The sequence below is a fragment of the Ruegeria sp. HKCCA4008 genome (assembly GCF_013033125.1).
GTDB lineage: Bacteria > Pseudomonadota > Alphaproteobacteria > Rhodobacterales > Rhodobacteraceae > Ruegeria.
Window position 1 is genome coordinate 170,146 of the sequence record NZ_WQDM01000009.1, and the last position, 25,528, is coordinate 195,673.

Annotated in this window: 19 protein-coding genes; 9 read left to right on the plus strand and 10 right to left on the minus strand. The window is 51.1% G+C overall.

The window, feature by feature from the left end; translation table 11 throughout:
- Positions 1 to 226 precede the first annotated feature (226 nt).
- From GOW60_RS17995 to GOW60_RS18010, 4 genes are all read left to right on the plus strand, one after another.
- Positions 227 to 1,522, plus strand: coding sequence for a DUF3300 domain-containing protein (locus GOW60_RS17995; protein ID WP_171230349.1), 1,296 nt, complete (start codon positions 227 to 229; stop codon positions 1,520 to 1,522).
- Position 1,523: 1 nt separating this feature from the next.
- Positions 1,524 to 2,414 (plus strand): DUF2950 family protein, encoded by an 891-nt coding sequence (locus GOW60_RS18000; RefSeq protein ID WP_171230350.1) that lies wholly within the window; start codon positions 1,524 to 1,526, stop codon positions 2,412 to 2,414.
- A 236-nt stretch (positions 2,415 to 2,650) separates the two neighbouring features.
- On the plus strand, positions 2,651 to 3,949 hold the full coding sequence (locus tag GOW60_RS18005) for a TAXI family TRAP transporter solute-binding subunit (protein ID WP_171230351.1): 1,299 nt from the start codon (positions 2,651 to 2,653) through the stop codon (positions 3,947 to 3,949).
- Between the two features lie 193 nt (positions 3,950 to 4,142).
- Positions 4,143 to 6,017 carry a DUF3604 domain-containing protein gene (locus GOW60_RS18010; protein ID WP_171230352.1) on the plus strand — a complete coding sequence of 625 codons (1,875 nt, stop codon included), beginning with the start codon at positions 4,143 to 4,145 and terminating at the stop codon, positions 6,015 to 6,017.
- 1,336 nt (positions 6,018 to 7,353) lie between these two features.
- Here the strand turns inward: GOW60_RS18010 and GOW60_RS18015 are convergent.
- From GOW60_RS18015 to GOW60_RS21015, 3 genes are read right to left on the minus strand one after another with little or no spacing between them, the layout of a single operon-like run.
- On the minus strand, positions 7,354 to 8,631 hold the full coding sequence (locus GOW60_RS18015; protein WP_171230353.1) for a HAMP domain-containing sensor histidine kinase: 1,278 nt from the start codon (positions 8,629 to 8,631) through the stop codon (positions 7,354 to 7,356).
- A 50-nt stretch (positions 8,632 to 8,681) separates the two neighbouring features.
- On the minus strand, positions 8,682 to 9,341 hold the full coding sequence (locus tag GOW60_RS18020) for a response regulator transcription factor (protein WP_171119814.1): 660 nt from the start codon (positions 9,339 to 9,341) through the stop codon (positions 8,682 to 8,684).
- A gap of 37 nt (positions 9,342 to 9,378) precedes the next feature.
- Positions 9,379 to 10,080 carry a PepSY domain-containing protein gene (locus GOW60_RS21015; RefSeq protein ID WP_217355622.1) on the minus strand — a complete coding sequence of 234 codons (702 nt, stop codon included), beginning with the start codon at positions 10,078 to 10,080 and terminating at the stop codon, positions 9,379 to 9,381.
- A gap of 179 nt (positions 10,081 to 10,259) precedes the next feature.
- On the opposite strand from GOW60_RS21015, the gene GOW60_RS21020 reads away from it, so the two are divergent.
- Complete coding sequence (locus GOW60_RS21020) at positions 10,260 to 11,441, plus strand: hypothetical protein (RefSeq protein WP_217355623.1); 1,182 nt, start codon at positions 10,260 to 10,262, stop codon at positions 11,439 to 11,441.
- 236 nt (positions 11,442 to 11,677) lie between these two features.
- On the opposite strand, the gene GOW60_RS18035 is transcribed toward GOW60_RS21020, so the two are convergent.
- Positions 11,678 to 11,866, minus strand: a complete 189-nt coding sequence (locus GOW60_RS18035) for a hypothetical protein (protein WP_171119812.1) — start codon at positions 11,864 to 11,866, stop codon at positions 11,678 to 11,680.
- A 270-nt stretch (positions 11,867 to 12,136) separates the two neighbouring features.
- Between GOW60_RS18035 and GOW60_RS21215 the strand changes: the two genes are divergently transcribed.
- Positions 12,137 to 12,589, plus strand: coding sequence for a hypothetical protein (locus tag GOW60_RS21215; RefSeq protein WP_253282657.1), 453 nt, complete (start codon positions 12,137 to 12,139; stop codon positions 12,587 to 12,589).
- A gap of 398 nt (positions 12,590 to 12,987) precedes the next feature.
- Here the strand turns inward: GOW60_RS21215 and GOW60_RS18045 are convergent, their stop codons facing one another.
- Together GOW60_RS18045 and gltS are read right to left on the minus strand one after the other, a co-directional pair.
- Entirely contained in the window at positions 12,988 to 13,386 is a 399-nt protein-coding gene (locus tag GOW60_RS18045) for a hypothetical protein (protein WP_171230354.1), read from the minus strand.
- 276 nt (positions 13,387 to 13,662) lie between these two features.
- The gene (gltS, locus tag GOW60_RS18050) at positions 13,663 to 14,898 is read right to left on the minus strand and encodes a sodium/glutamate symporter (RefSeq protein WP_171230355.1); all 1,236 of its coding nucleotides are present in this window, start codon (positions 14,896 to 14,898) and stop codon (positions 13,663 to 13,665) included.
- Positions 14,899 to 15,081: 183 nt separating this feature from the next.
- On the opposite strand from gltS, the gene GOW60_RS18055 reads away from it, so the two are divergent.
- A complete protein-coding gene (locus GOW60_RS18055; RefSeq protein ID WP_171230356.1) occupies positions 15,082 to 15,426 on the plus strand; it encodes a hypothetical protein in 345 nt (114 codons plus the stop codon).
- Positions 15,427 to 15,595: 169 nt separating this feature from the next.
- Here the strand turns inward: GOW60_RS18055 and GOW60_RS18060 are convergent, their stop codons facing one another.
- Both GOW60_RS18060 and GOW60_RS18065 read right to left on the minus strand, forming a co-directional pair.
- Positions 15,596 to 16,726 carry a patatin-like phospholipase family protein gene (locus GOW60_RS18060; RefSeq protein WP_171230357.1) on the minus strand — a complete coding sequence of 377 codons (1,131 nt, stop codon included), beginning with the start codon at positions 16,724 to 16,726 and terminating at the stop codon, positions 15,596 to 15,598.
- A 175-nt stretch (positions 16,727 to 16,901) separates the two neighbouring features.
- A complete protein-coding gene (locus tag GOW60_RS18065; protein ID WP_171230358.1) occupies positions 16,902 to 18,119 on the minus strand; it encodes an MFS transporter in 1,218 nt (405 codons plus the stop codon).
- Between the two features lie 445 nt (positions 18,120 to 18,564).
- On the opposite strand from GOW60_RS18065, the gene GOW60_RS18070 reads away from it, so the two are divergent.
- Together GOW60_RS18070 and GOW60_RS18075 are read left to right on the plus strand one after the other, a co-directional pair.
- Entirely contained in the window at positions 18,565 to 19,824 is a 1,260-nt protein-coding gene (locus GOW60_RS18070) for an efflux RND transporter periplasmic adaptor subunit (RefSeq protein ID WP_171230359.1), read from the plus strand.
- 3 nt (positions 19,825 to 19,827) lie between these two features.
- A complete protein-coding gene (locus GOW60_RS18075) occupies positions 19,828 to 22,872 on the plus strand; it encodes an efflux RND transporter permease subunit (protein WP_171230360.1) in 3,045 nt (1,014 codons plus the stop codon).
- Between the two features lie 112 nt (positions 22,873 to 22,984).
- Here GOW60_RS18075 and GOW60_RS18080 read toward each other — a convergent pair whose 3' ends face one another.
- A complete protein-coding gene (locus GOW60_RS18080; RefSeq protein ID WP_171230361.1) occupies positions 22,985 to 23,311 on the minus strand; it encodes a hypothetical protein in 327 nt (108 codons plus the stop codon).
- Entirely contained in the window at positions 23,312 to 25,444 is a 2,133-nt protein-coding gene (locus tag GOW60_RS18085; protein ID WP_171230362.1) for an adenylate/guanylate cyclase domain-containing protein, read from the minus strand.
- Positions 25,445 to 25,528 lie beyond the last annotated feature (84 nt).

Sequence of the window (25,528 nt, forward strand, 5' to 3'; positions counted from 1 at the left end):
ACTGCTAGTTCTGCCAAATCAAGTTCTCGCGTCCGCAGCGAACGCCCGCTTTGTTCGCAAAGCTGTCATTCGAGGTATTTGTGTCAAATGTCCAATTCGAGCCCAAGGCCGACACTCGCTCAAACTTGGCTGGGGGCCGATAAATATCCCACAACCGTCTATTTGACTGATTGGTTGCCAGAATCGCAGTCTTAGGTGATCCTTCAAGAAATCGAAGGATCGCAATATGTTTAGGTTTCTATTAATTGCATTCGGTATTTGCGTATCTACTTCCGCGTTAGCGCAAGAGTCGTCCGAAGATGTAGCGGCAAAAGATGATATCTCGGCGACCTCGTCCAGCCTGCTAACTGACGCTGAGTTGCAGACATTGGTCGCCCCGGTTGCTCTTTATCCCGACACGCTTCTCATACAGATATTTGTCGCGGCCACCCAGCCGTTGGAAATTGTTAAGGCTGAACGGTATCTGCTGGACAACGCCGATCGCGACCCTGTTGAGCTTGGGCTGGAAATCGAAGCAATGGGATGGGATCCTTCCGTCAGTGTGTTGGCGACGGCATTCCCGGAAATTGTTGGTCAGATGGCCACCCATATTGACTGGACCGAGACAGTCGGTACAGCCATGTTGGCACAGTCCGATGATGTGTTGGATGCGGTGCAGGTCATGCGGGATCAGGCAATTGACAGCGGCGCTCTTATCTCGGGGCCCGAGCAAACTGTCGAAGTATCTGACGACGACACAGTGATAATTACACCGACAGAGCCCGAAACAGTATACGTCCCACAATACAATCCCGAGACAGTTTATACTGGCCCGTCACCCGGGGATGTTGTGGGCGCCGCATTACTGACTTTTGGCACTGTTGCCCTGATCGACGAGATTTTTGACGACGACGATGATTGGTACGACTATTGGGGGTGCCGAAATTGTGGTGGCTGGGGCGGTGGTCCAATTTATAGAAATCCAGACATCGATATTGACGTAGATGGCAACGTCAATATTGGCAATGATATAGATTTCGGTGACCGAACGAATATCGGATGGAATCCCGATCCTGACCGGCAACAGGAGGCCCGGAACAAAATAGCGGACCACAAAAGACCTGAAGGTGGCCGTGGCGACTTGCCGGTTAACCGTCCTGACGGTCGCACCGATGAGCTGCGTGCAAAGTTGAGCCGAGAATCTGGTGCTGCAGATATTAGCAGGGACCGCGGGGCGGCCGCGGCTGCGGTCGGTGCAGGGGCTGTAGCAGGCGGCGCTTTGGTGAACCGTGGCAACGCTAATCGGGACAAGGTCGCCGCAAAGCAACAGGCTATTGATCGCACCAAACGTCCAGATGCTACGAAAAAGCCAGTCGCACAAAGACCGCAGACTGCGAAGAAGCCGTTGGCGAAGAAGGCCGTATCGGCGCAGGGCAAGCCCAAGGCATCCAAAGGGCAAGCGATGAAGAAAAAAGCGTCCGGTAGCAGAACGCAAAGCGCATCCAAGCGTGGACATGCAGCTAAAGGCAAGCGGAGACGGTAAGGTGCGTAGATCAGTATTGACAATTTTGTTGCTCGCCGGGACTGCAAGCCCGGCCCTCTCTGGCGGAGCCAGCTTTGATACCCCGCAATCCGCACTGGATGCTTTTGTTGGTGCGTTGAAGGCCAATGATCAGAGCAAGATGCTCGAAATTTTTGGTCCTGAGGCCGAAGATTTGGTGGGAACGGGCGATCCGGCGGAAGACCAAGAAAGAAGGCAGGAAGTGCTAAGCATGTACGCTGAAGGGTATCGCTTTCAGCCTGAGGATGAAGGGGTTGTACTTCTCCTGGGTGAAGACAGTTGGCCTTTTCCAATTCCAATTCTGCGTACAGATGACGGTTGGCGCTTTGACCTGGAAGCAGGGATCGAAGAGCTTTCAGCCCGCGAAATAGGTTTGAATGAGTTGGAAGTGATCGAATTGCTTGAGGCCTATGTCGATCTGCAGGCAGCTTTCCGGCTTGTGGATCATAACGGGAATGGCGTTATGGAATTCGCTCAGACGATCATTTCAGATCCGGAAGAGCAAAACGGACTCTTCTGGCCTGGAAAAGACAGCTTTGTCGGTGCAGCGCTTGCCCGCGCCGCAGCTTCGGGGTGGAGTGACGGTCAGGTTGACTATGAAGCCGAACCGTTTCTTGGCTATTATTACACAATCCTGCAAGAGCAGGGCCCTAACGCTCCGGGGGGTGCCTACTCTTATTTTGTCGGGGATCACTTTGTTGCAGGACATGCCTTGCTGGCAATACCGGCAGACTATGGAGAAACTGGCATCCATTCCTTTCTGGTTGGCGAAAACGGCATAGTCTACGAGGCAGATTTTGGCCCGGAGACACTCAGTATTACAGCTGAAATTTCTGCCTATGATCCAGGCACGAATTGGTCACCGGTCGAGTAGTATTTGGATTGATAGTGGCGCTTAAGCTCTGCGCTTTGCTGCGACAGCCAGTTTTTGATTTCAAACTCCTTCAAGCGCACTTGGTTTTTTGCGCACCCACTAAATATGTCGGGATACGTGAACCGAAGAACTCGAACTTTCGAGTGCTACTCACTGTGATCGGTTTCTCGGTGGTAAAAAGATTGCTATCAAATGAGAACGAATTATCGATTCCGATCATCTGAATGTGAGAATAAATGCGCTTAGCTCTATTCATTCTCTTTCCGCTTATATTTGTCGGTTTGCTTGTTTTCCTGATCTTTGGCTTGAAGCCGCCCAACAGTATTAAGCTAGCTGCTGGCATAAACGGCGGGGGATATTGGCAAGTTGGACAACTCTACAAAGCAGAACTTGCACGTGACGGCATTCAGGTAGTTTTAGTAGAAACCGAAGGGTCCGTTGAGAATATTCAGAGACTTGTTTCTGGCGAAGTGGATGCCGCATTTGTACAAGGCGGCCTCGAACTCCCTCAGGACGAAAGCTTACAGTCTCTGGGTGCCATTTTTCTTGAACCCATGGTGGTGTTCCGCGGAAAGTCCAGTCCAGTCGGAGCTAATGCAGGAGAATGGGGAGACATACGCTTAGCTGCAGGATCTCAGGCGTCTGGTACTCGCGCCGCCGCTTTAGCGCTAATTGAGGCTGCTGGGTTGCAAAATGTCGGCATAGACCTCGTCGATGTCGGGGGGCATGATGCGATAAAGGCATTGTATGCCAACGAAGCGGATGCAGCGTTGTTTGTCGCTCCACTCGATGCACCTTACCTTATGGATGCAATTTTTGATCCAGAGATCATTTTCGTCCCTATGGCTTTGGTCGACGCCCTTGCATTGAAACTTTCCGGAGCGAATTCGGTAACTGTGCCGGCAGGATCAATCACACTCGACCCTCCGAGACCACCAGAGGATGTTAAGATCTTAGCATTGCGAGCTTCACTTATCGCCGCATCCGATCTGCACCCTGCAGTGACCGATAGGTTAGTAAATGCAGCAAAGAACATTCATAGCGAACCTAATATTTTGCAAAGTGCGCGCGAGTATCCAAACACGGCTTCGCCACCTGTAACATTAAACAAGATTGCCACAGAACTTATAAACTCTGGGCCAAACTTTTTGCATGGCGTCCTGCCATATTGGATCGCTGCGCAGTTTGGCAGCGTATTGTTATTGCTGTTGCCTTTGTTGTTCTTAGTACCGTTTCTGCGGATCGTACCGTCCAGTTACGTGTGGTTTCAAAAGCGCCGGGTCTGGCGTTTTTATCAGCGCATCGCTGCGCTTGAGGAGGAACTCGGCAAGGCACAGACCTCAACTGAAGTAGAAGAGGTCGCCAAAAATATCGAAGACGTGGACACCGCCCTTGCAAATCTGAACCTGCCTCTCGCATACCGCCAGGGAGCATATGATGCGCGTTTGCACATAGATCTAATTCGACAGGAGATTGCGCGTCGTCGAACTGCCAAAAATGATGGAACTCCGGCCTTCTCAAGCAAACCTACTTAAAATACCATTTCTATTTGAGACTTAGGTGCGGTCGTATGCTTTAGTTATTGCTTGAACAGTACTTTGGGCTCGCAGCCATCATTGGCAGAGTTTTCTTTGGCGGCAGCTATGCTAGGCGAAAACAGTTTAGATATTGCGTCAGGGTTACTTGTATTGAGCGTTGTAAGCTCTGAACAAAATAAGAGGTCAGGAAATGTTCCGTTTATCATCTATTTTGACTGTTGCGTTTACTGCTGCCGCGCATGCCGAGGACATCCCAAACACTCAACCCGGCGACAGAGAGTATTCCCCTTACCCACAACAAAACTTCCCTAATCAGGTCTTTTTCGGCGACACCCATTTGCATACATCATACTCTGCCGATGCCGGTATGATCGGAAATGTACTTGGCCCTGATGAAGCGTACAGATTTGCCAAAGGCGAAGTCGTGACTTCTAGTACCGGCGTCGAAGCGAGGTTGCGCCGACCATTGGATTTTTTGGTTATTGCCGATCACGCCGAGAACCTTGGTCTCGCGCCGCTGCTTTCAGCCAAAGATGCCACGTTGCTCTCTACAGAGTTTGGCCAGCAATTGAACGCGGCTGTCGAGGCCGGTGATCCCGTCGGCGCATGGTCGATTTGGAGCCAAGCCAAGTCCACTGGCACAGACCCCTTGGCGGATTATCAGGAGATTTACCAAACAGCGTGGAGCAACATTACCTCTGCCGCAGAGGCACACAATCAACCGGGTTTGTTTACTGCGCTTATTGGGTTCGAGTGGACCTCAAACCCACAGCGGAACAACCTGCACAGGAATGTCATATTCAATGGTGGCAAAGAGGGCGCTGACAAGATCATCCCGTTCTCGAACTTTGACAGCTTCGACCCCGAAGACCTTTGGGCATGGATGGAACAAGCCGAAGAGACAACAGGCCAAAAGCTGCTCGCGATCCCGCACAATGGCAATTTGTCCAACGGGTTGATGTTCGACGAAGTGCGCTTGTCTGGTGAGCCGTTCGATGTTGAGTACTTCAAACAGCGTGCCAAATGGGAACCGATCTACGAAATCACACAAATGAAAGGTGACGGCGAAGCGCATCCCATGCTGTCACCAGACGATGAATTTGCCGACTTCGAAACGTGGGACAAAGGACAACTTGGACCAGAGCCCAAGACACCGGAGATGCTTCCACGCGAGTATGCACGCGCGGCATTGCGTCGTGGACTAGGATACGAGGCGGAAACTGGGACAAACCCGTTCAAGTTTGGCGTGATCGGCTCAACTGACGCTCATACATCGCTGTCCACGGTTGGCGAGGACAATTTCTTCGGGAAAGTCGCGGCTGTTGAACCTACTGCTGACCCGATCCGATTTGAAGAAGTCGTCGGCGGTATTGGTGGTGACGAGAGTGTTGCACAATATGCATGGCAGACTTCGGCGTCGGGTTTGGCGGCCGTTTGGGCAAGGGAAAACAACCGCGAGGCCATTTGGGATGCTTTTGCTCGGAAAGAAGTCTATGCAACCACGGGGCCGCGCATGCGTGTTCGCGTTTTTGCCGGATATGAATTCGACGAAACCGACCTGCCACGTGCGGATTTTGCCGCGTATGGATACGAAAATGGCGTCCCTATGGGGGCGGATTTGCCAGTGGATAGAGATGGTCGATCTCCGCGATTTCTCATCCGTGCTCTCCGCGACCCCGATGGGGCCAACCTCGACCGTATTCAGATTGTCAAAGGCTGGCTGAACAGTGACGGCACAACGTCGGAACGTATTTATGATGTTGCTTGCGGCGAGCGTGAACTTGTAAACGAGGCGTGTGACGGCCCGGTCGGCAATACGGTGGATGTAGAAAACGCGTCTTGGACAAATGACATCGGCGAGGCAATTCTCGTCGGATATTGGGAAGACCCGGACTACGACCCGACGCAAAGCGCGTTCTACTACGTCAGAGTGCTGGCCATACCAACGCCGCGCTGGACGACATACGATGCCAAGGTGTTCGGGACAGAAATCCCTGACGAAGCCCCTTGGTCGATACAAGAAAGGGCTTATACGTCGCCTATCTGGTACACAACTCAGGGATGATTGGTATTAGATTAAGATTGAAATTCACTTAGTCTGCCCTGGGTTCGAAGCCCTCTTCCAAGTGTTTTATTTAACGTCAGCTTTCGGACCATTTGCAGACGCCGATTCCCGTGCGTTCAAGGTAGCGAGGTCAGACATTTTGCGGATGTGTCACATCTTTATTGGCGGTGGCCACAGATTTCTGAACTCAGAACCCTTACTTTGTTTAATAGAAGCGGATCGAACTTCCTCGTGCCGCAGTGAGCAAATGAGGTTGATATACCAAACATGACGCAAGATCAGCTGGCGGAGCGGTGGCACATGGTGACTGCGATGGGCTGTGATCTGACGGTTGCAGCACTCTGCGCCATCACCAAGGGCCTCTACGTAACGCGGTCCTACAGGCACTTGGGCATGGCCCTTCAGTCGAAGATAGTTGGCCCAGCCTTCGATAGCTTGACCGTCTCCCGCATAGTGGAAAACGCAACGAACGTCACCGGAGCGGCATTGGCGTTTTGCGCCACTCGAAGCATGTGTTTGCCCGGTAAGTCGCTGTCCTTGACCCGAAGGTGATACCATTATTCGTCAAGCTGTTGTGCAGCTCTTGTAGCCCTTGATGCTGCCACTGAAGCTGATCTGGTTCTCAGTAAGTGTGAGATTTCGACGACGTGTCAAGTTGCTTCAGATCCTTCGGGACTATCCGCACAAAGTAGAAAACGCCCTCTTTGACAAATGAGTGGGGTGCAGTTTTGTTCTCCGCCACGTTCTGCGGTGGCTCCATCCTGAGATAAAGTTGATGATTTACAATGTTTTAGCGGATGCTGTGGTGCCCCACACGGAATGCAAAATAGATGTTAAGTATATATTTCTAAATTAAAAAATTTATGCACAAACCGCATGATACCCCCAATGCTACCCCCAGTGGCGAAATTACCTCGCCTGAATTTGCAGTGTACTTACCGTGACCATTCACCAAGTAGAGGCCAATTTTGACCTCGAGCACAACCACGCACTCAAAAACCAGTCGTTCGTATGATACGAGCTTTGCGATCAATCTGGCGGCGAGCCAGCTTCAGCGGTTTGAACATTGAAGGCAGTAACCTGATCATTCGCTTATGCATGCTTTAGTGATCGCCAAACGGACATTGCTGCCATCAGCATTATTTCTCCAAAGGACCACAGTCACCCTAAAGCGGGCATTAAAAACATTACTTTGCAATTCCGGCTTCGCGGACAAAGAGTGCTTTCGCCGCGCGCACCAACGACCGATTCGGCATTGTTGCTAATCCAGAAGATGGATTGCAAACAAGCTGGAGCTACGCCGTGACGTTCAGCGGAATAGAACAGTTCGGTTTTCTCAAGCTTTAATCTTCACTTCGGCGGCCAAGCCACCTAAGCGTTTCGATGTTCTGAGTTCCAGCGACCCACCGTAGGCATTCAATAAGTCAACGGAAATAGACAGTCCCAAACCTGTTCCCTTAACAGAGGTGTCCAGCCGACTGCCTGAACGAAGGACTTCCTCTCGGGCACCATCCGAAATACCGGGCCCGTCATCTTCAACGCAAAGTTCGATGCCGCTGTCACAGCGCCTCGCGGTGATTTGGAGTGTCGTCCGGCTCCACTTGAGAGCGTTGTCGAGGAGGTTTCCAATCACTTCCTCGATGTCCTGGGGGTCCATTCGAACTTGAAGACCAGCCTCGCAATTCGAAACGAGCGTCTTCCCCTCGCGTTCGGCCATGACCGAGAATAGCCGGGACAGTCGTTCGACCGAATTCGTCAGGTCTGTCCTGGAATGTGTTAACTCTCCGGTGTTTGATGCACGCATGCGCGCGAGTGAACGGCTAAGCTGGGCGTCAATTCGAGTTAGCGCTTCTTCCGCAGGCTCCGTATGTGCTCCTGCGTCTGCCAGTTCCGCCAATTCGTTTCGTAAGATAGCCGTCGGCGTCTTGAGGGCATGCGCCAGATCCGCCGCTTGTCTTCGCGAACCAGAGACAATCTCGCGGTTTCGATGCAGCAGTTTGTTGAGATCTTCCACCAAGGGCGAAACCTCTTCCGGGTAGTCTTCGGGAGTCAGTTCATCGCCTCGATCCCAGCGATGGGCGACATCGGCGCGCAACTTCCGGAGCGGGCCAACAATGGCGGACATCAGCAAAAGAGAACTTGCCACTCCGATCAAACCAACCAATCCGAAAACCGGGAGCAGGTATCTTTGTGCAGCGCTGCGTTCGTTGATCAGTTCGCTCCTGCTTTCGGCGACAGTTACGCCCCACTCGGTTCCGTCCTCGAACGTAATCTTTTGATAAACGCCACGAATGGCTTCGCTATCTGGACCGGAGGTGTTCCAAATGATTGTTTCGTCATTTCCGCGCGGAGGCTCGGCGATCGTTTCATCGAAGAGTGAAGCAGACGTATAGATGGCGCCGGTACTGTCCGTTACTTGCCAATACCGCCCCGAATATGGCGTGCTATACGCAGGATCGAATACCAACCGTCGCAGGGTTTCAGGGTCATCCGTGGTGGCGCTGAGGCCAACAACAACCTGCGTGTGCCGGTCTTGTAGCGTTGCGTCGAACTGCTCCAGAACGCGCGTATTGATGTAGGAAAACACCATCAGCGTACCGACGCCTACGGACAACGCTCCCGAAGCGATACCTCCGAGTAAGGCCCGTTGGCGCAACGAGAGCATTAGGCGGAATCAATCATATAGCCGCGACCCCGGACGGTTGTAATCAAATCGGAGCCCAGCTTTTTGCGCAGGCGGGTCACAAATACTGCAATCGTGTTGGAATCTCTGTCGCCGTCATATTCGTAGATGTGTTCCGACAGCTCAGTACGCGACACCATGCGACCGATGTTGTGCGCCAGATAGGTCAGAACGGCGACCTCCTGCGCGGTCAAATCGACAGGAATGCCCCCAACGGCAACCCGCCCGTTCCGCGTATCCAGAGAGACATCTCCCATTTCTATCACGGGGTTCAATTGACCGCTCTGACGTCGCAAGATGGCCCGTACACGTGCCGCCAATTCGGGCATATGGAACGGCTTGGTCATATAGTCATCCGCGCCGGCATCCAAGCCGTCGACGCGTTCGCTCCAGCCATCTCTGGCCGTCAGGATCAAGACCGGTGTCTTGACGCCCGCGCTGCGCCATTCGCGCAGGACCGAAATGCCGTCACGCTCAGGCAAGCCGATGTCGAGGATGATCATGTCGTACGGTTCAGTCGACCCCAGATGCAGGGCATCTGTACCATTGTTGGCCACGTCGACCACGCGACCTTCCGCACCCAATAGCTTTTTGACTTGCTCACAAAGCTGGGGTTCGTCTTCGGCAAGGAGTATTCGCATATCCAGAGACTACAGCTAAACCAGCGTGATCTTCACTTTATTTTTTGCCGCCACCGTTGCCACCGCCATTACCGCCACCGTTGCCACCGCCATTACCGCCACCGTTGCCACCGCCATTGCCGCCACCGTTGCCACCGCCGTTGCCGCCACCGTTGCCACCGCCATTGCCGCCACCGTTGCCACCGCCATTGCCGCCACCGTTGCCACCGCCGTTGCCGCCACCGTTGCCGCCACCATTGCCGCCACCGTTGCCACCGCCGTTGCCGTTACCATTGCCACCGCCGTTGCCGTTACCATTGCCGCCAGCATTGCTTCGGCCTGCACTGTTTCCACGAGTGGTAGAGGCACTCTGAGCGTTGTTGCTTTTGGATTTGGTTGAATTGCGTGCGGCTTCAGAAATCTCGCGCCCCGTACTTGAGCGGTTCGAGACGACTGTGCCGGTTTCGGCGTTCACGATCACGCTGACGATTTTCCCGCCCGGCTTTTTGACCAGGATACGATAGTAAATCTTGTCTGTTTTGAATGCGCGCGCATCAACAGGTGTTCCGCCGTATGCTTTTTTCACGCCTTTGATCACACGGTTCAGCCGTATCGCACTGCCTGACAACGTCGCCATGCGCAGTTCAGACTGTTTGAGTTCGCGTGCATCTGCCGCCGCTTGCCCACCAGACAAGACAGTCAGCAAAGCTGCAACCAGAAAAAACGCTTTGGCCTGCATAACACCCTCAAACACCTTCATCGAAGACTACTAGGCCAGACATGAACCGATGATGAACAAGCAGTTAGCCCTGCGTTCAAGCGACCTAAAGTTAAATCAGTGGCAACGGTTTTGATTCGACTGCGAGTCAGACTGCCGAAACACCGTGGTCAACCTCAGCGCGCTGATTGCCATTGCTGGAGGTTTTGAGGAGATTGAAAATGAAAACCACCAAGTGCGGACTGCTTAAAGCTTCGACGATCGCGATTGCCTTGTTGGGGTCCACGGCCATTGTAGCCACCGTCGCAGCTCCTGATTTTGCTTATGCCAAGCCGGGTAACGGTAATGGTGGCGGCAATGGCGGTGGAAACGGCAATGGCGGCGGAAACGGTGGTGGTAACGGTAATGGCGGCGGCAACGGCGGTGGTAACGGTAATGGCGGTGGGAATGGCAACGGCGGCGGCAATGGGAATGGCGGTGGCAATGGAAACGGCGGTGGGAATGGCAACGGCGCCCAGGGAGATCGCGGAGACAACAGCTCGGCTGGGAATGGTGGCCGTGGGAAAGGGGCCGACAAAAGCCGTAGCGGGGCCAAGGCCGGGATATTCGGACAGGGGAAAACAAAATCGCAGTCTGCGCGGTCTGGTACGAAAAAAGGCGGAGGGTTTTCTCTGAAAAATCTGTTCAACGGGAAAGGCAAAGCTCGCAATACAGCAACCACCTCAAGGGTTGCTACGACAACCCTTCAAACGCAAAAGACCAAGGCGCAAAGAACGGTTCGCCAAAATGTGATTTTAGAAGAGTCCAAGCGCCCAGTTGCCCGGGCAAAAGGCAATCGTATGGCTGCGCTGCTTGGTGCACATCCCTCTGAGTTGGGCGCACTGAACGCCGCCAATGCAAGCCCAACGGCCCTGGCCAATGCAGCACCCAATTCGCGGGTTGGCAGAATTGCCACGTACCGAGACACAGTGCTGGCCGGAGAGCCTTTGCGGGAGGAACTGGAAGAACAGTTGGAGTTTCTTGAAGGGCTGGAAGAACCAGAGCGGACAGTTCAAGAAATCGAGGATGACTTGGAAGTCGCAGTAGGTGAGGTACAAACCAACCAGGATACGGTCGCAGAACTTGAACAAGCTTTGGAGGATGCGGGCGGTAGTGATCCAGATATCGAAGCGCAGCTAGAAGAGGCCCAAGCCGAATTAGACGCTTCGATTGATGAAGCCCAGACTCTGAATGACGAAAGACAGGCAGCCATTGAATACAATGAAGCCGTTGAAGAGGTGGAAGAGTTGACTGAACTTGTCGAAGAGCAAGATCTGGCCGAACGTGAGGCACTGGAAGCCGCTGCCAACAAGCCTGTTACGGATGCAGTTGAGGAACAGGTTAAAGCGCTGCTGGGGCTTTGACCTGAGGCTTCTCGGCAATCGCCAGTCTCCACTTCAGGACGAACTGAAAGCTGGAGCGTCGATAAGCCTTTCGGATACTAAGTTGGAAGGTAGATTCAGTCGGCCTGATAGGCGCAAGCTCTTGATGATTGCGATGCGCAACAAGAAAACCCCGCCCCAAGCTGGGACGGGTTCCTGTTACAATTCAGATGTTTAGGGCGAAAATCGAGAATTGTCGGGGGGCAGCCGAATTTCCTTCAGACGTTTTGGTGAGCCTCGGATAGCCGCTTGTTTTTTGTGATCTCTGTCAGTGCGTTTTCGATAGGAGGGAAGCGGCTATTGCTCGAATTCATCGCGGTTTGCAGGCGCTCTTCAGCAGATTTGCTAGAGGTCCGCATCGCAATTTCAGGGCTGCGATCTTCAGTCACAAAGGCAGGTTTGACCATTTTGTTCCCCTTGTTTCCGTCAAACGATATACGTCTCGTTCGATCCAACTTGGTCAGTATGCGCAAAGTTGTTTGAACCTAATGAGAATACACTGTTCATGTTCGGTTAATGTTGTTTACGAAATAAGAACAAAGGATTGGTCTGGCCGGGCGCCACTTCAATTGCCCCATTCCAACTTGAGGGTTTCTAACGTCGTTAGATGAGAATGTTGTGCCAAGCGAACCATAGTTTCACAGCAGAAGACTTCGGCAGTAAGCCAGTCTCCGCCGATGCATTGGTCAAATCCCGAAGATGATCATAATTGGAAAGATCAGTTAAAGGAGGCGGAAAAGATGAAAACGGCTTTGGCAATCACGGCGACGGTGTTCACTATGCAGGCCGGGCCCTTTGCGGGTGCGAGTTTTGACATCCAGTCTCTTGATCTTGGACAGAGTATCGGGTCGCACAATGCACTGCAGCCTGTTTTCGTGAAATCAAAAGCAGGTAACTGTCCTCCGGGTTTGGCCAAGAAAGCAGTGCCGTGCGTTCCGCCCGGCCAAGCTAAACGATACCGAGTCGGGGATTTCATCTACAATGGGTACGTTCGCATCGATAATCCTAGCCGATATGGCCTGCGGCGAAACGGCTACTATGTGCGTGCCGGAGACTATGTTTACCAAGTGAACCGGGAGACACACGAGGTGCTGAACCTAATAGGGGCAGTGGTCGATGTTCTTAATTGATTGCATACTTTACGATCAATCACTGCTCGGATTAACGCCTTTGGGTTGTAGATGAAGCACGGGAGTTTGGGCTTTTCGAGGCCGTCATAGGCGAAGCAGCATTACCGTTAATCTTACCCTGTAACGTCACTGGGGAAGGTCCAGAGCCGACTTTGAATATTCCCACACAAGTCTGTCGTCGCAGCCCGCTTTCCGATCATGTGCCGCAGATCTAGGTTCTAGGCTTCAGCGAATTTACCAGATGCGCAGGAAGCCGCCGCTAGCTGCACTGCGATGCAAAGAGACCATTTGAATGTCTGGTCTGCGGACAACGCACCAGTTCGCTTCAGCTGTGCTATGGTCCGCTTTCTTACATCGGCATCCGCGAGAAAGTGACTAATGCGGTCGAGAAGGATCGATCACTGCTCGATATACCTTGCGGTGACTTGGTGGATTGTCCCATCGAAAGCGTACGGTCGCATGTGTCTGACGTCAGCGCCAATGGGACAGTTTAAGTCGATTTGATAAGAGAGGGTGTCTGGCTCATCGTAGAGCACGTCCAAACCTGCACTTGAGCCAGCATCTTCCGAAAAATTTGAAAGAAAGACAGATGCAGAAGATACGACGCCTCCCGCCCCAAGTATAACGGTTAGCATCTCATCGACTGACTGACTTCTGGCCTCGGCCATCCGCTCTTTCGCGGTACGAATGGCGAGTTCTCTGTTGCCAAAATAAAGGATGGCAACCAGCGTTGCTGTTACGACTAACGTGAGAAACGTGAATAACGTCGCAACGCCGATATGGAGGCGTACTTTCATACCGGCAATTAGTCAAAATGTGACCATAGAAGTCCAGCCGCTCGTCATCTCAAAATTGAATATCTTGATGAATTGTTCCCTTAGGACAAAAAAGTTTTGGCACTATTGCTCGTTCTTGGCTCTATTAGCGCCTTTGGTCCCCTCAAACCTAAAACTACAGGACGGCATGAAGTGTGTTTAAACACGATATAACCGGTGACCAGCAACGTTCTTATCCGTTATCACTTTGGCAACAACTGTTGTCTACTGCCTATGAATCTCAATATACCCAGACCCCTAAGGTAGGCTCGAAACAAACGCTTGGATGATAAATGCATTAGCAATATCGACAAAGAAAGCTGAAACCAGCGGAAGCACAATGAAGGCAAGCGGAGATGGGCCGTACTTGTGCGTCACGGCAGTCATGTTTGCGATGGCCGTTGGTGTAGCTCCAAGCGCGAAGCCCGCAAAACCAGCCGACATCACGCCTGCAAAGTAGTTTCGCCCCATCGTTCGATAGACAACGAAAACGATGAAAACAGCAGCAGCGGCAGCTTGAAGCGTCATAGTAACGGCTAAAACCCCAGCGGAACCTGCCAAAGTCCAAAGTTGCATACTCATTAGCGACATTGAAAGAAACACCGCTAGCGAGAAATCTTGCAATAGTTGTAAAGACGCGGTCCCCGTTGGCGTCTTGATTTTCGGCAAAACTCTGGGCGTCAGGTTTGCAAGTAAAATACCAGAAAGAAGGCATGGCACAAAGAGTGGCAAGTTTGCTCCGGTCAGCTCCAGCGATTCATCGGCTATGTAACCGATAACAATTGCCACATGTGTCCAAAGAATGGCTCGCATCATCCCAGGATTTGTTGGAGCACCGTTTGATTCAGTTGAAGCACCGACCTCGACACCGTTTTTGTTGGAGTCGCTAACTGTGGCTTTCTCCTGAGTACTTGGTTCAAGTTGGTCACGCGCGATTAAGTAGCTGGCGATTGGTCCACCTATTAGGCTCGCCATGATCAACCCGATCGTCGCTGCAGCGATGCCAAGTTCTGCAGCGCCCGCTACAGCGTATTGCTCTTCTACAACCGGGCCCCATGCTATGGCTGTACCGTGACCACCGATGAGAGATGTTGTCCCCATCATCACACCGGCCTGAGAAGGCAACCCAAATAGAGAAGCTCCTAGAACGCCTATTCCATTCTGGATAAACATATACCCAATGGTCAAAACAAGCATAAGGCCCAGAAGTGGGCCGCCTTTAACTAGGTCTGAGAACCTCGCATTAAGACCAATCGTGGTGAAGAAGTAGATCAGCAAAGAGTCGCGCGAAGCCAGATCATAAACTACTTCTCGCCCAGTCACAGTCACTACGCCTAGCGTCACCAGTGCTGCCAGTAAGCCCCCTGAAACTGGTTCGGGGATCGAGTATTTGCGTAAAAGCTCAAACTGCTCTGTGAGCCTTGATCCGAGAAAGTACACAACGATGCCCAGGGTCACTGCAATAAAACTATCCACCACTATCGGTTCTGCCACGAACAGACTCCTAACTTCGCCGCACCACTATCCGGTCTGAACGAGCTGCACAGACGCAACCTGACAATACGGTCCGATGGTAGAGCATCATAGAACAAGGGTGCAACAAGACGATCGTGCTGCTAGGTTTAGGTGATCCTGACGACAAGCATCCAACCTATAGAGAATTAAAGGGTTATCGAAGTGAAACACTTGATCAAAGGCGCTGTCAGTATCGTCTTTCTTGCTGTAGCTGGAGCTACTGCTATCGCGGACGAGAAAACACATACCTATATCTTCTTAGGTGAAGAGACGGTCCTGACGAACACCGAAAACTGTGTCTATAAAATCATGGAGCAGGGCGTCGAAGTAGAAGAAACCGAAAGCCAGATGTTCCACGAATTGGCTCAGGGAATTATCCTTGTTTATGCTCAAAAGTATGTAGGTTATCGAAGCACCGGAAAAGTACCAGATTCCTATACCGAGGAAGAAGCCGAAATACTGCAATCAGGTGAGATAGACGAGTTTTTCGAACACTGTTTCGATTAAAAGAGACGTTCAGAAAATTCGATAGTAATAGTTTCACTTTCGTCGCGGCCGGGGTTGATATTTGTTTCCGGTCAGTTTCACTAGTCTAGTAAGCTAGCCAAACTGCAGCATGGAACCAACATAGCGCAAACCCCTCGGGTTCTGTCGCTAACGACAATAATTCTCTGTTTCACTTGGGAGGCCTATTGCTCCAGAGTGCCCCCGATTTGAATCGCTGATAGCCGTAGTCGAACAGCGCTCGCATGTAGTCTGGATCGAAAGGTTCAGCCAGCGGGTAGTCGAAATCTGTTCCGATCCAAGTAGCTTGGTATTCTGCGCGTCGCTGCAGGCTTAGTTTGTACGCAATCGTGAGATCATCTACGCCTTGTGCTTTGATAAGTGTAGAAAGCGATCGTGCGGACACTTGGAAGACCCCCGGTTTTATTACTCTTAGTTCTGGCTCAACTTTGCCGTTTCGGATCGCGTATAGTTTGCCTCCGCGAGCATATTTTCTTGGGATATCCCATCCTGGAACGTAAGCGGTTTGAGAATAGACACCACCATCAACGTGCAGTTCATCTCGAACACCATCCTGAGTTTCGACGTCGATTAAAACGGGAGGGAAAACGCCTGGTATTGCGGCTGAGGCTAGCAGTACATCTACGAAAACCTTTTTTGCATTTGGTGCCCCGCTGTTTGCGATCGCGCCTAAGTCCCAAAGCACAGGCCTTTGCGCGTCCAAGCTGACCGATTGAACCAACAAGCGCCGGCCACGACGATGTTCGTTAGCAACTTTTGCTAGGAAGTCGTCAGTAACGTAACTTTCGATGAGTTGCCTTAGTGGGTCAGAACTCTTCACAGAAGCACCGCTCAGGATCCCAGTAATGAACCTTCCTTTGAAAATTCGGGAAGGTGGCAGCCCACCATACAGGTTCTTGAGTTCATCGTCATAATCGCTTCCTAAAAAGGCGAAGGGCGCAGCCAACGCACCCGTAGAAACTCCTGTAACTGCCATAAACTCTGGACGAGTACCGGCTTCGCTCCATGCGGAAAGAATGCCAGCGGCGAAGGCTCCATCTTCGCCCCCACCTGATAGCGTCAGAGTGTAGTCTGAAGTAACCCCCGATGCCTGTCGCTGGCGTAGCGAGGTTTCTAGAAGCGTACTGATATTAGTCGGAGCGACATCAGCCCAGTAGCGAGCACCTTCGATACCTGGAACTTGTGGGTCCTGGAGATCCGTAGCGCTTACTGGAGTCCTCGAAATACTTGAGCAAGCCACTTGGAAAAGTAAAAGGAAGACAAAGAGTTTTTTCCAATACATGCGTCCCGTCTCCCCCGCGACTAACTGACTTGGGATATGCTAGGACAAACGCCAAAATCATCAAAATGGACCATTTTTTAATCTCAGTTCTAACCTTTGGGGCGCATTGTTTGTTCCCAACTCATTGGTCGCCTTCAAACAAAAACCAGCAATAAGAAACTTGATTTTCATAGTATTAGCGTTTCTCGGACGGCGCCATTTCTGTACTGGTTGGTAGGACATCAGTGTGAGACGTCTGCTCAGCACGCGAAACAGGGTCAACTGACCATACCCTTTGTCCCAAATACAAAGCAAAACAAAACATGACCGCAAAATTCACCCAATAGAGCGCAATGTCACCGAAGAAGGTTGTAGCAACATTCGCGATCAGAGGGCCGGTGATGGATCCTAAAGTCCAAACCAAAAGCATTGTCACCGCCGCCGAAGACACAAAGACCGGAACTGTTCGGTCTAACGCGTGCGCAACAAGCAAAGAATAAAGGGTGAGCAAGCTACCACCTAGTAACACCAGTATGATGGAAAGGACTACGAAACCGACTGAGTTGTAATCGAATGAATTAACGCTGTGGTCATAGTCCACATCGACGAGGATCCCCATGGCAAATAGAACTAGTGTTGCAGTGGTCGATGCGATCAAAATTACTATCCTGCGATCCATCTTGTCGGATAGCCGACCAAGCGGAAACTGAAAAAGAACGCGCCCGAGATAGATTAGTGCGACCATAATGGCCACGTTGATAATCTCTATCCCGAGCTGAGCAGCGCTGTAGGGAACCACGCTCAACAGCGTCGTAGATACCATACCAATGGCAAAAACACCCACAGCCGCGGCTGGTGCATCTTTGAACAAACCGCGCACCCGAATGGGTACCGGTGTGTCATTGTTGGGTGGCGTTGATCGAGTAGTCGAAATAACCACAATCGAAAGGCAGTAAAACAAAGCGACGTAGACGAATGCCTCTCGAATATCCCCAGGCACTATAAAGACTAAGAACTGACTGAATACCGCGACTATGCCTACGACAATCGAATAGACTGCGAGCACACTCCCACGGGTCCTTTCCTCTGCTGTTTCATTCAGCCAGGTGTCGCCAATTGAAAACAGCCCTGCAGTCGCCAAACCGCTAAGGAAACGCAAGAAGACAAGAAACGGCGTACTGGTGGAAACAGAAAACAGTATGGCCACAGCGATCGCGATAGCTGCGCCAAAAGCAAATGCACGGATATGGCCAAAATCAACGATGGATCTGGCAACGACAAAGCAGCCGACTAAAAACCCTGCGGAATATGCTGACGCTGCCATCGAAGCAGCTTCTTGTGAAGCTCCAATTTCAGAAAACGCGAGTGGTACCAAAGTGCCTGATCCAGCGGTGGCTAGCTGAACGGCAGCCATCGATATGAAGAGTGACTGAAGACTGATGATTTGGTTTCTTATTGCCAACGCGCGCTAGCTCCCATTTCTAGCAGTTCTCTGTCGCTTTTTTGCAAGGCGCATTTGCTCAGGCACGACACCGTATTGCCCGGACAATAGCGCTTTTTCCGGTGTCCGTAGCACTGAGCTCCTCATGAATCGCAAAACACTGAGAATAATAGGATGACCTCAATCGTTTGCGAAAGAAATTTCTTGATCCGTTTCTTGCGTACACTTTGAAAACACAACGAAATAGGTATGTAGTAATCACTGATCTCCACGCTGAGCCATTTTGGCTCACTCGTTGTTGTTAAAAGACTGATTTACGGTCAGTGTTAACTCAACAAATCACGCTTCACGCTGAGCTGCTCGCAATTGTTACGAGTGCGAAGCGACCGAAAAACGTAGATAGAGCGAGTGAATAAGCATGTATTTGAGAATCCTTGGGAGTTGGGCGGTTGTCTTATTTGGTGCTTTTCCCATTGTGGCCGCGGCGCAAGACACGCCCCCAACCGCTCGACCTGCAAAGGTATTTACTGTCCCCGAAGCTAGCTCTGATTTTGAAAGAATTTATCCTGCAATCGTCTATCCATCGAGAGAAGTTGAGCTTTCATTTCGAGTAAGTGGACGCATTATTGAACTACCGATTAGGGCTTCCAGCAGTGTCGTAAAGGAAGACGTCATTGCCCAACTAGACACTCGAGACTTTGAAGTCGAAATAGAAAGACTAACCAGCCAACTAGAACAGGCTGAGGCAAACCTTGCGGTTTTGAAATCCGGTGCACGTCCAGAAGAAATTACAGCATTGGAAGCCTCAGTTCAGGCGGCTCAAGCCCAACGCGATCAAGCCCGTGAAGAGTACGTCCGCGCAACGCAGCTTCTAGAGAGGGGTGTCATTCCCACCGCGCAGTATCAGCAACGCGAAGCTGCCTTTCGTCTGGCGGAAGCCGAACTGGTGTCGCGTGAGGAGCAACTGACGATTGGTCGAGTGGGTGGGCGACCCGAAGAGATAATCGCTGCGGAAGCAGCAATCCGTGGCCTAAATACACAAATTCAGTCCGCGAAAAACAATCTATCTGATGCCACGCTTAAAGCGCCATTCGATGGAACAATTGCGCGGCGTAATGTGGACAATTTTCGCAACGTGCAAGTCGGTGAAACCATTGCCTTAATTCAAGATCTCTCGACATTGGATGTAAGTTATGACCTACCCGGCGTCGACATAATCGCAATGTCATCAATCGGCTTCGACAGTGTCGTAAGTACAGTGACGTTTGATGCTATGCCCGACGTAGAAATGGAGGCAGAGCTTGTCGAGTTTACCACCCAGGCGGACTCGGCGACGCAGACGTATCGTGGTCGTCTATCAGTAACCCCGCCCGAAGAATTGGTTGTACTGCCCGGGATGGTAGCGCGAGTGAATATTAGGGCAGAGAGCAAAAGCGAAGCGCTGGTGAAAGTTCCACTTTCCGCTTTAGCAGCAAACCCCGATGGCTCCCCTTACGTTTGGACTTTAGATGAGCCCAGCAACTCCGTTAAGCGTCAACCAGTTGAACTAGGAGAAATATTTGACGATTTCGTCATCGTTTCTGCGGGCCTCAAGGCAGGGGACGTTATTGTCACTGCAGGCCTGAGCGAACTTCAGGACGACATGGTAGTTCGCCCGATTTCAAAAGTTGGTGAGTAACAAATGGATCTCGCAAGGTTTGCAATTGAGAAGCGTCTAATTTCAGCGCTGGTTACTATTCTGATTTTGGTGGCTGGCTATTTTGCCTATCTCACTCTTCCCCGTTTCGAGGACCCTGAGTTCATAATCAGGCAAGCCCAAGTGATAACACCGTACCCTGGCGCCACCGCGGAAGAAGTAGCAGCGGAAGTTACAGAGGTCGTCGAGAATGCTTTGCAAGAGCTCCAAGGAGTAAAACAGGTTAAGTCAGTCTCCTCGCCCGGGCTCAGCACTGTAACTGTTGAGTTTTCCATTCCCACCACACCTGATTTTCCATCACTTCACGCGCGATTTGCCCAGCTACGTGCGAAGATACTTGACGCTCAGGCAAGTCTTCCACCGAATGCGCTGCAATCTCAGGTCTACGATGACTTCGGCGATGTTTATGCCTTGTACTTTGCGATTGTCGGAGACGGCTATTCAGTGGCCGAGCTTCACGAGTACGCCAAAGAGCTTCAAAGGGAGTTGGTTGCTGTCGATGGTGTTTCGAAGGTGGTCTTAAGCGGGGTACAAAAAGAAGCAATATTTGTTGAATATGCTCCAGCAAGGTTAATTGAGCTGGGGATTTCCCCGCAGCAAATCGAACAGGTTCTCGAAGGACAGAACCTTGTAGCGCCTTCGGCTTCCATTAAGTCTAATTCGCGTCGAATAGAGATACGGCCGTCGGCAGCCGTAGACTCAATAGACGCCATCAAAGACCTAGTTGTTTCTATGCCTAGTAGCGGCGCGTCGTTTCGACTTTCTGATATCGCTAATGTGTCGCGCGGATACGTTGAACCCGCAAGCCCCCACCTTTTTCGTGATGGTCAGCCCGCAATTGGGATTGGAATATCCAATAGCCTTGGCGGAAACGTTGTGAATATGGGCGAAGCAGTGAAGCAACGGATAGCCGAGTTAGAGAACCTTAGGCCAATCGGGATCCAGATTTTGCCAATCTCGGATCAGTCTGCTTCTGTGAAAGTATCCGTCAACGACTTTGTCATGAACGTTGTTTTGGCTCTGATCATCGTTGTTGGCATCTTGCTTGTTTTTATGGGGCTAAGGTCCGGAATTCTTATGGGAGGTATTCTTCTGGTCACGGTTGCAGGGACGCTTGCCGGAATGCACCTCCTAGGCCTTGACATGCAAAGGATTTCGCTAGGCGCACTAATCATTGCGCTCGGTATGTTGGTCGACAACGCAATTGTCGTTGTCGAAGGGACATTGGTCCGAGTTCAGCGCGGTGAAGCCACAAGTGATGCAGCAATCTCTGTCGTAAACCAAACCAAATGGCCGCTACTTGGCGGTACAGTTGTAGGCCTTTTAGCGTTTTCCCCCATCGGTTTTTCCCCAGACAACACCGGAGAATACGCTGGAAGTCTATTTTGGACTATTTCGATTTCCTTGCTTTTTTCATGGTTGGTAGCGATATGGCTTACACCCTATTTTTGCACTTTGTTGCTTAAGCCAACCTCCGAACAACCCCCTGCAGAGAACTCCATCCTCCGCGCCTATCGTTCGGTACTCGCGTATGCGATCCGTTTCCGCTACGTAACTGTGGGTCTTGTTTTTGCTCTCTTTCTTTCCGCTGTCGCCGGGTTCGCACTAGTACCTCCGGGTTTCTTTCCCAACAGCACCAGGGCGCAATTTGTCGTAGACTATTTTTTGCCCGAGGGAACCGATATTCAAAAAACAAGTCAGGACATGCGAGAAATTGAAGCGCATATCCTGAGTCTACCGGGTGTCACCTCCACAAATCTGTCGGTGGGCAGCGGGCATCTACGCTTCATGTTGGTGTATGACAGTGAAGACCAAAATCCTGCATATGGTCAAATGTTGGTGGACGTCGAAGACTATCGACAGATCGATGCGCTACAGCCGGAAATTCAGTCTTGGATTAACGAAAACTATGCTGATTCATATGCAAAAGTTTGGAAGTTTGTGCTGGGCCCTGGCGGTGGATCGAGGATCGAAGCCGAATTTTCCGGCCCCGATCCCATTGTTCTTAGAGACCTCGCCGAACAAGCTAAACGAATATTTTCTGAGAACGGCGCCATTGCCATAAAAGACGACTGGCGCGAACAAAAGCAGGTAATTCGACCAGTAATCGATACAGAAAACGCCCGTAGGCTTGGCCTCACCCAAGCTGAAATATCTAGGGCAGTTTACTGGCATCAGGTAGGCGCGCCTTTAGGGGTTTATCGCGAAGGCGACAACCTTTTGGACATAGTAATGCGCCCCTTCGAATCAGACCGCAAAAACATCAGTGACCTAAAAAATATCCAAGTTTATAGCGCGGTAGCCGCAGGATACATTCCAATATCCCAAGTTGTAGATCGATTTGACCTTGTTTTCGAAGCTGGAAATCTTAGGCGCATCGACCGCAGGCTTGCGATCACCGCACAAGCCGATAACGCACCAGAAGTACTCTCAGGTGACCTGTTCGCCCAAGTCAGGCCACTCGTAGAGGCAATCGACTTGCCAAGTGGTTACTCTCTCGAATGGAGAGGTGAGTACGGAGACTCGCAAAGTGCAAACGAAGGCCTTGCTTCGACCATGCCACTTGGATTTGGCGCGATGATCGTCGTAGTTTTCTTCTTGTTCAACGCAGTCCGTCAGCCTCTGATCATTTGGTTGACAGTGCCGCTAGCTCTCATTGGGGTTGTTTGGGGCCTCGCGGCAACTAGAACGCCACTCGAGTTCATGGCAGTACTTGGCATCTTGTCCTTGACAGGAATGCTAATCAAAAACGCTATCGTCCTTATTGACGAAACAGACTCTCAGATTGCTGGTGGAAAATCTCGATTGCAGGCCGTCGTCGACTCGGCCGTGTTACGGGTTCGCCCAGTTTCATTGGGAGTACTTACCACGGTACTAGGAGTGATGCCGTTGCTGTGGGATCCTTTTTTCGAATCTCTCGCGGTGGTAATTATCTGCGGCTTGAGTTTTGCTACCGTTCTTACGCTGATAGTGGTGCCAACTCTCTACACAATCTTCTTCAGAATAGGTGAGCACGAAACTGCGGCTTAACAACTACAACTGCATTGGAGCCAGAAAGCAAAAACCCAGAAAACACCTAACACAAGATCCCTGCAGACTATGTCTATCCGTTATAAATGCGGTTTCTTTGGAGTAGAGATAATCAAGCATAGGCTGTCAGAGTTCTCCTATTTTGAATTTTTTGTCGTTGGATAACAGCGGCCGGTTTTTCCAGAATGGATTTTGACCCATTTTGCCGAGATTTGTCCGCTTTATAGTTCAAAGTTGTCGCATAATAGTCGTTGCGCGACACTCCTTCGATTAATCCATGCATAGCGAGAAAAAAGTCTGCTTTGGGCTCATAGCCGGCATACGCCGCAATCTGAAGCAATGCACGTTTTAGGTCGGCCAGATTTGACGGGGGCAATTTGATTGCAAGCGCATGATTGGCCTGAGGCCCATCGGAATGATGGTTTGCTGCGCTTCTCATTCATTTCTTCTCAAACCAGTAAACACCATCCCAAGCGGCCGGTGGTTTAGACGCAAAACTGCTGCAACGCTCGATAAAAACATCCACAAGACGCTTGTTAGCTGCGATTTCTCGATGCCTCTGGAGGGCGTCTAATGCTTCAGTCCATTTTCCAGACTGATACAAGGCATAGCATGCGCGCCATTCTTCGAGTTCGCGTTTCTTGGCTGCGCTCGCCAGAAAACCACCCTCATCATCTTTTTCCGCCATTAGTTCAAAGATACGACTAGGAAAGCTAGTCCCGGCAGGCACGACAAAGTCAATTTCGCGCAGCAAAAACCTGTTCGTGACATGAACAGCCACGTCTTCCGATATAAGAATCCTTGTACCGTAAACTTTGTTCAACCCTTCTAGTCTGGAAGCAAAATTAACGGCAGCACCGAGCGCAGTGTATTGCAATCTTGAGAGGGACCCAACGTTACCTACGACTACGCGACCGGTGTGTAAGCCGAAACGCGTGTGCAACGGACGTAATGGTAACGCTTCATTATCAGAATTGAGTTTCGCCTCAGCTTGCAAACAAGTTAGAGCTGCTCGGCAAGCATGAATTGGGTGATCAGTATCATCCAGCGGAGCATTCCATAGAGCCATAATGGCATCGCCGATGTACTTATCCACGGTACCCTGATTGCCGGATATCTCTTTTTCCATAGCTTCGAAATACTCGGACAAAGCAGGCATCAGGACTTCGGGTTCAAGCCCCTCGGTTTGGCGCGTAAACCCTTTGAGGTCGGCGAACATAAGAGTCACGTCGCGCGACTCTCCCCCAACGCTAATTCTCTCTGCTCTTGAAAGGATGGACCGCACTAGCTCCTTCGGTACGAACGCACCGAAACTCGACAATCCAGCTTTCATACTTGCAACGGCGGCACCGAGTTCGGCGACTTCCTGAATATTTGATTTCAGGTCCAAGTTGTCACTTAGTTCAAAGTTACTGACTTTTCTCGCCTCTGTTGCCACACGCACAAGATTTTTGCTCAACAGCCGGGCGACAACAAAGGTAAATGCGACAGCCAGAAACAAAGCAAGTACGCCGATTTGCATGGCACGGGTCGTGTTTCTTTTTATTTCTCCGATAAACTCATCTTCCGGCACTATAAGCCCGAGCGTAGGTTGGGCACCAAAGACTTCAGGGATGGGCATCACAGATACGAAATAGTTTCTTTCATCTGATGCCGAAGCTATGCGAAAAAAATCCTGCTGGCTTGCTCGCCATTCATCAATGACACTGTCAATAATTTTGCTATTGCCTTCTATTTTTTCGTTCGTATCGGAACTCACGAAGCGCGCCGCTCCGCCTTCGGACCGCGAGCTGGTGTGCGATAGTAGACGACCTTCGCGATCCAGCATGAAAACCAAACCATGATCGCCGATCCTGATATCATCTAGGATTTGCGAAAGTGCCGAAATTGTTATGTCCAGCGCAACGACGCCCATCAATTCACCATCGTCATCAACTACGGTTTTTGAAAACGTTGCACCTAGCCGCCCTGTACTCTCAAATTGATAAAGCGGCGAAACGTATATACCGCTTTGCTCTAACGCGCCGCGATACCAGGGGCGCGTTCGAGGGTCGTAGACAGCGGTTCCACTAATAAATGGCGTGGCCAGCGAACTGCCATCGGACCAATAGTAGGTTTCAATACGCTCGCCAGATTGATCGGAGATTGTCCTTTGGACGCGGTCTATTCCATCCGGCACTGGTAAAGCGCTCGGTCCAAAGGATTTCCAGTGTTTCGGGAGGTTTATACTCTGAAAAAAGTCTCCAGATTTTTCCTCACCAAAATATAAGCCATAGTAGTGCTCATTGCCTTGCATCAGCGAATAGAGCACGTCCAAACCTGCACTTGAGCCAGCATCTTCCGAAAAATTTGAAAGAAAGACAGATGCAGAAGATACGACGCCTCCCGCCCCAAGTATAACGGTTAGCATCTCATCGACTGACTGACTTCTGGCCTCGGCCATCCGCTCTTTCGCGGTACGAATGGCGAGTTCTCTGTTGCCAAAATAAAGGATGGCAACCAGCGTTGCTGTTACGACTAACGTGAGAAACGTGAATAACGTCGCAACGCCGATATGGAGGCGTACTTTCATACCGGCAATTAGTCAAAATGTGACCATAGAAGTCCAGCCGCTCGTCATCTCAAAATTGAATATCTTGATGAATTGTTCCCTTAG

Bases quoted from the DNA above. Each gene is read 5' to 3' on its own strand.
- GOW60_RS17995 (WP_171230349.1), top strand. From the start codon at position 227: ATGTTTAGGTTTCTATTAATTGCATTCGGTATTTGCGTATCTACTTCC.
- GOW60_RS18005 (WP_171230351.1), top strand. From the start codon at position 2,651: ATGCGCTTAGCTCTATTCATTCTCTTTCCGCTTATATTTGTCGGTTTG.
- GOW60_RS18010 (WP_171230352.1), top strand. From the start codon at position 4,143: ATGTTCCGTTTATCATCTATTTTGACTGTTGCGTTTACTGCTGCCGCG.
- GOW60_RS18020 (WP_171119814.1), bottom strand. From the start codon at position 9,341: ATGCGAATACTCCTTGCCGAAGACGAACCCCAGCTTTGTGAGCAAGTC.
- GOW60_RS21015 (WP_217355622.1), bottom strand. From the start codon at position 10,080: ATGAAGGTGTTTGAGGGTGTTATGCAGGCCAAAGCGTTTTTTCTGGTT.
- GOW60_RS21020 (WP_217355623.1), top strand. From the start codon at position 10,260: ATGAAAACCACCAAGTGCGGACTGCTTAAAGCTTCGACGATCGCGATT.
- GOW60_RS18035 (WP_171119812.1), bottom strand. From the start codon at position 11,866: ATGGTCAAACCTGCCTTTGTGACTGAAGATCGCAGCCCTGAAATTGCG.
- GOW60_RS21215 (WP_253282657.1), top strand. From the start codon at position 12,137: ATGCATTGGTCAAATCCCGAAGATGATCATAATTGGAAAGATCAGTTA.
- GOW60_RS18045 (WP_171230354.1), bottom strand. From the start codon at position 13,386: ATGAAAGTACGCCTCCATATCGGCGTTGCGACGTTATTCACGTTTCTC.
- GOW60_RS18060 (WP_171230357.1), bottom strand. From the start codon at position 16,726: ATGTATTGGAAAAAACTCTTTGTCTTCCTTTTACTTTTCCAAGTGGCT.
- GOW60_RS18065 (WP_171230358.1), bottom strand. From the start codon at position 18,119: ATGGCTGCCGTTCAGCTAGCCACCGCTGGATCAGGCACTTTGGTACCA.
- GOW60_RS18070 (WP_171230359.1), top strand. From the start codon at position 18,565: ATGTATTTGAGAATCCTTGGGAGTTGGGCGGTTGTCTTATTTGGTGCT.
- GOW60_RS18075 (WP_171230360.1), top strand. From the start codon at position 19,828: ATGGATCTCGCAAGGTTTGCAATTGAGAAGCGTCTAATTTCAGCGCTG.
- GOW60_RS18080 (WP_171230361.1), bottom strand. From the start codon at position 23,311: ATGAGAAGCGCAGCAAACCATCATTCCGATGGGCCTCAGGCCAATCAT.
- GOW60_RS18085 (WP_171230362.1), bottom strand. From the start codon at position 25,444: ATGAAAGTACGCCTCCATATCGGCGTTGCGACGTTATTCACGTTTCTC.